This window comes from Massilia sp. P2_C2, from assembly GCF_056404615.1.
In genome coordinates this window covers 1-5,354 of the sequence record NZ_JBFUDR010000366.1, presented here as the reverse complement: position 1 = coordinate 5,354, position 5,354 = coordinate 1, and the positions used below count along the sequence as shown (strand labels likewise).

At 63.5% G+C, this 5,354-nt stretch carries 4 protein-coding genes; all 4 read left to right on the top strand.

Annotation, left to right across the window (positions count from 1 at the left end; translation table 11 throughout):
• Positions 1-53: 53 nt before the first annotated feature.
• The 4 genes from mreD to AC1DYX_RS27150 all read left to right on the top strand — a co-directional run bounded on the left by mreD (position 54) and on the right by AC1DYX_RS27150 (position 4,747).
• The gene (mreD, locus tag AC1DYX_RS27165) at positions 54-575 is read left to right on the top strand and encodes a rod shape-determining protein MreD (protein ID WP_477264687.1); all 522 of its coding nucleotides are present in this window, start codon (positions 54-56) and stop codon (positions 573-575) included.
• Positions 576-600: 25 nt separating this feature from the next.
• The gene (gene mrdA, locus AC1DYX_RS27160) at positions 601-2,580 is read left to right on the top strand and encodes a penicillin-binding protein 2 (protein ID WP_477264685.1); all 1,980 of its coding nucleotides are present in this window, start codon (positions 601-603) and stop codon (positions 2,578-2,580) included.
• A gap of 3 nt (positions 2,581-2,583) precedes the next feature.
• Positions 2,584-3,699, top strand: coding sequence for a rod shape-determining protein RodA (gene rodA, locus AC1DYX_RS27155; protein ID WP_477264683.1), 1,116 nt, complete (start codon positions 2,584-2,586; stop codon positions 3,697-3,699).
• 145 nt (positions 3,700-3,844) lie between these two features.
• The gene (locus AC1DYX_RS27150; RefSeq protein WP_477264681.1) at positions 3,845-4,747 is read left to right on the top strand and encodes a septal ring lytic transglycosylase RlpA family protein; all 903 of its coding nucleotides are present in this window, start codon (positions 3,845-3,847) and stop codon (positions 4,745-4,747) included.
• Positions 4,748-5,354: the final 607 nt, after the last annotated feature.

Genomic DNA, 5,354 nt, shown 5'->3' with positions numbered 1-5,354 from the left:
CCGGCAGCACCGGCCGCGGCCAACGCGGCACCCCGGCCGAAGGAGGGCGCCTGATGCCGACGACGAACCGCCCGCACTACATCCTGCTGCCGGCCAGCCCGCTGTTCATCGCCTTCAGCCTGGTCTGCGCCTTCATGCTCAACCTGCTGCCCTGGGGACGCTGGGTGGGCGCGCCGGACTTCGTCGCGCTCGTGCTCGTGTTCTGGGGCATCCACCAGCCGCGCAAGGTCGGTATCGGCATCGCGTTCTGCATGGGCCTGTTGATGGACGTGCACGACGCCACGTTGCTTGGCGAGAACGCCCTCGCGTACACGCTGCTGTCTTACCTGGCGATCATGATCCATCGCCGCGTGCTGTGGTTCCCGCTCGTCACGCAGGCGATGCACGTGTTCCCGCTGCTGCTGCTGACGCAGGCGATCCAGGTGATGGTGCGCTTCTTCGTGACGGGCCGCTTCCCCGGCGCGCTCGTGTTCATCGAGAGCGTGATCGCCGTGGCGTTGTGGCCGGTGATCACGTGGCTGCTGCTGGCGCCGCAACGCCGCGCGGTCGACAAGGACCATACGCGTCCGATCTGAAGACCCTTCTCGTAACGTTAGCCGAATGACCGAGATCAAAGACAGCGATCGCGAGATCCACCTGTTCCGCATGCGCCTGACGGCGATGGTGCTGTTCGTCTTCATCTGCTTCGGCCTGCTGGTCGCACGCTTCGTCTGGCTGCAGGTCGTCAAGCACAGCCAGTACATGGCGCAGGCCGAGGACAACCGCATCGCGCTCGTGCCCATCGTCCCGAACCGCGGCCTGATCGTGGACCGCAACGGCGTCGTCCTGGCGAGCAACTATTCCGCCTACACGCTCGAGATCACGCCGTCCAAGCTGGAGGCCAACCTCGATTCCGTGATCGACGAGTTGTCGAAACTCGTCACGATCGAGCCGAAGGACAGGAAACGCTTCAAGCGCCTGCTGGAAGAGTCGAAGAATTTTTCCAGCGTCCCGATCCGCACGCGCCTGACCGACGACGAGGTGGCACGCTTCAGCGCCCAGCATTTCCGCTTCCCCGGCGTGGAAGTGCAGGCGCGCCTGTTCCGTCAGTATCCGCTGGGCGAGGTGGCGTCGCATGTGCTCGGCTATATCGGCCGCATCAACCAGAACGAGGCCAAGGCCATCGAGGCCAGCGACGATGCCGCCAACTACAACGGCACGGACCACATCGGCAAGGAAGGCCTGGAAAAGAGCTACGAGGCCCAGCTGCACGGCCAGACGGGCTACGAGGAAGTCGAGCGCTCGGCCGGCGGCCGCGCGATCCGCACGCTGTCGCGCACGCCGCCGGTGCCGGGCAGCAATCTGATCCTGTCGATCGACATCGAGCTGCAGAAGGTCATCGAAGAGGCGTTCGGCAATTACCGCGGCGCGCTGGTCGCCATCGAACCGTCGACGGGCGACGTGCTCGCCTATGTGTCGCGGCCCGGCTTCGATCCGAACCTGTTCGTCGACGGCATCGATTCGCAGAGCTGGTCGGAGTTGAACACGTCGCTCGACAAGCCGCTGATGAACCGACCGCTGTCCGGCACATATCCGCCGGGGTCGACGTTCAAGCCGTACATGGCGCTGGCGGCGCTCGAATACGGGCTGCGCCGGCCTGAATACGGCATCAGCGACCCGGGCTTCTTCATGCTGGGCGGCCACCGTTTCAACGACGACAAGAAGGGCGGCCACGGCTTCATCGACATGTACCGCTCGATCGCGATGTCCTGCGACACCTACTATTACCAGCTCGGCAACGAGATGGGCATCGACCGCATCCACGACTTCATGCAGCCGTTCGGTTTCGGCGAAAAGACGGGTATCGACCTCGAGCACGAGAAGACGGGCATTCTGCCGTCGCAGCAATGGAAGCGCGAGCGCTTCAAGCGCAACCGCGCGGCGCAGAAGTGGGTCGGCGGGGACACGATCTCGATCTCGATCGGCAACGGCTTCAACAGCTACACGCCGCTGCAGATGGCGCACGCGGTGGCGACGCTCGCCAACGACGGCGTGCTCATGAAGCCGCACCTCGTCAAGCTGCTCGAGGATGGCGGCAATCACGCGCGCACGCCGACGGTGCCGAAGGAATCCGGCCGCATCGCCCTGAAGCAGCAGAATATCGACGTCGTCAAGCGCGCGATGGTCGGCGTGACGGCGGACCAGAGCGGCACCGCGTTCATCCCGTTCCGCAACGTGCAGTACACGGTGGCCGGCAAGACGGGTACGGCGCAGGTGGTGGGCCTGAAGGGCCAGAAATACAACGCCGCCGCGACGCCGGAACGCCTGCGCGACAATGCGCTGTTCATCGCGTTCGCCCCGGCCGACCATCCGCGCATCGCGCTCGCGCTGGTGGTGGAAAACGCCGGCTTCGGTGCGGCTGTGGCGGCACCGATCGCGCGCAAGGCGCTCGATTACTACCTGCTCGGCAAGCGCCCGGGCGACGCCGACAGGCCGGCGCCGAAGCCCGCCGATCCGGAACCGGCCGACGAAGACCAGGTGGCGCCTACGGCCGGCGCCGACTTCAGGCCGGGCGGCGAAACGCCCGGCAACAAGGACTGAACCATGGCGCATTTCCCCGAACGCCGCTCGCTCAGCCGGCGCCTCAAACCCTACTTCACCGTATTCGATCCGGCGCTGACGCTGATCCTGTTCCTGCTGCTGTGCACGGGCCTCGTCACGCTGTCCTCGGCCGGTCACGATTTCCCGGGCCGCCTGGAAGGCCAGATCCGCAACATCATGGCCGCCTTCGTGTTCATGTGGGTGGCCGCCGTCGTACCGCCGCAGACGCTGCTGCGCCTGGCCGTGCCGATCTATACGTTCGGCGTCGCGCTGCTGCTCGCGGTGGCCGCCGCGGGCACCATCAAGAAGGGCGCGCGGCGCTGGCTGCACGTGGGCGTGGACATCCAGCCATCCGAGATCATGAAGATCGCCACGCCGCTGATGCTGGCGTGGTATTTCCAGACGCGGGCCGGTATCCTGCAATGGAAGTCCTTCATCGTGGCGGCCTTGCTGCTCGCGATTCCGTTCGGCCTCATCGCCAGGCAACCCGACCTTGGCACGGCGCTGCTGGTGGGCGGTTCCGGCTTCTTCGTGATCTTCCTGGCCGGACTGTCGTGGCGGGCGCTCGGTGCACTGTTCCTGGCCGGCTGCGCGGCACTTCCCGTCGCGTGGTCGATGATGCACGACTACCAGCGCGAACGCGTGATGACCTTGATCGATCCCACGTCCGACCCGCTCGGCAAGGGCTTCCACATCATCCAGTCGACGATCGCGATCGGTTCGGGCGGCGTGTCCGGGAAGGGCTATATGAAGGGTACGCAGGCATATCTCGAATTCATCCCCGAGCGCACCACGGACTTCATCTTCTCGGTGTATTCCGAAGAGTTTGGTCTGATCGGCAATCTCGTGCTGCTGTTCCTGTACCTGCTGCTGATCGGACGCGCGATGATGATCGCGGCCAATGCGCCGAACCTGTTCACCCGCCTGCTGGCGGGGGCGATCGCGATGATGTTTTTTACTTATGCTTTCATTAACATGGGCATGGTCAGCGGCATCCTGCCCGTGGTCGGAGTTCCGCTTCCCTTCATGAGCTACGGCGGTACCGCGCTGATTACTTTGGGCCTCTGCAGTGGTATATTGATGAGTATTCAAAGACACCGCAAACTGGTGCAGACCTGATATGCAAGAGAACGCAATGGCCGTTCCGAGGTTACTCCCAGCGGTCATTGCAGTATTGGCAATGATGGCGGGGTGCAGTACCACGGACCAGAACGGCGAACACAAAAGCCTGATCCCGCTGCCCTGGAAGCACAAGGTCACTCGCGTGGACCCCGCGCTTCCGAACCTCCCACCGGCCGGCTCCGGCCGCGGCGGCTACTACCAGGACGACGGCCCCGGCGCCAATCCGCCGCCGGGCCTGATGAACACCCCCGACGCCGTCGTCAAGTACGAACCCTACGCCAAGTTCGCCAACAAGCCGTACGCCGTGTTCGGCCAGACGTACACCCCCCTCATCAACAACGAACCGTTCACGCAGCGCGGCATCGCCAGCTGGTATGGCGTGAAGTTCCACGGCCAGCGCACGTCGTCCGGCGAGCCTTACGACATGTACAAGATGACGGCCGCGCATCCCACGCTGCCGATTCCCTCGTACGCGCGCATCACGAGCCTGGAGAGCGGCAAATCGGTCGTCGTGCGCATCAACGACCGCGGGCCGTTCCATTCCGATCGCGTCATCGACGTGTCGTACACGGCCGCATTGAAACTGGGCCTGCTGGGCAAGGGCAGCCATGAAGTCCGGATCGACCGCCTGTTCCCGGGCGACGAAATCCAGCTCGCTTCCGCGCGGCGCGTGGCAGCCTCCGAGGCACAGGCCCTGCCGTCGCCGGCCATCTCGGCCCTCATGCTGGAAGACCGCGTCGACATGGACAGCGCCGCCGTCGCGCGCACACAGACGCCCACGCAGCCGCCCGCAACCCCGGTCGACCTGGCTGACCTCAAGCCGGGCTTCTACCTGCAGCTGGGCGCCTACGGACGCGCGGGCAAGGCCGAGGAAATGGGTGAGAAGATCAGGCAGTCCGGCGTCGACCTTGCGATCGAGGTCGTGCGCTCGGGCACCGTCAACCGGCTGTACAGCGGCCCGTATGAAACCCGCGCGCTCGCGCAGGCAGCGGCGCGCGCGTTGCCGGCCGGTCTTGGCCTGAAACCCATCGTCGTGCGGCGCTGAGCGGGGAGCGGCCGTTTGCCGCGTCGTTGCGCGTTCCAGTCGCATTTTTGATGTCTAATTGATCACTTTGTGACATTGAGCGCGACTTTCATAGACATCAGATGTCCGCCTAAAAATTAGGCGGCTTTTCGCAAAAAACGCTGACAGTTTGAATTGTCACACGCTTGAATGACGGAAAAATGGCCGAAAGTATGGGTTCAGGAGAATTAATCGTAAGATGTCAGACATCTACAACAGAATTCGATTTGCTATGCGCTACCATTTTTTGGTGTTGAGAAATGAGATTCAACAAAATACTGTAAGGCAGTTAAATGGTAAACGCCTTATAAATGCGCAGTTTGCGCGTATGTTTGCGCATAACATTTATGTTTGGTCAATTGACACCGTTAACATTGTCCTCCTACACTGATTTTGCCCAACGATAAAGACGGCCCATCGGCACGTCCAGGCAAAAAAACAGGAGACAGTAATGATCGAGAAGTCCGTACAGCGGCGTCGGCAGCGCCGGCAAGTCGTGCTTGGCCTGAGCGTGCTCGCCGGCCTCATCCAGCAAGCCTATGCGCAGGAAACCGCAGAACCGGCCCAGGCCGCGCCGGCCGTCCAGGCC

Excerpts from the sequence above, each read along its gene's own strand:
- mreD (WP_477264687.1), top strand. The coding sequence starts at position 54 with ATGCCGACGACGAACCGCCCGCACTACATCCTGCTGCCGGCCAGCCCG.
- mrdA (WP_477264685.1), top strand. The coding sequence starts at position 601 with ATGACCGAGATCAAAGACAGCGATCGCGAGATCCACCTGTTCCGCATG.
- rodA (WP_477264683.1), top strand. The coding sequence starts at position 2,584 with ATGGCGCATTTCCCCGAACGCCGCTCGCTCAGCCGGCGCCTCAAACCC.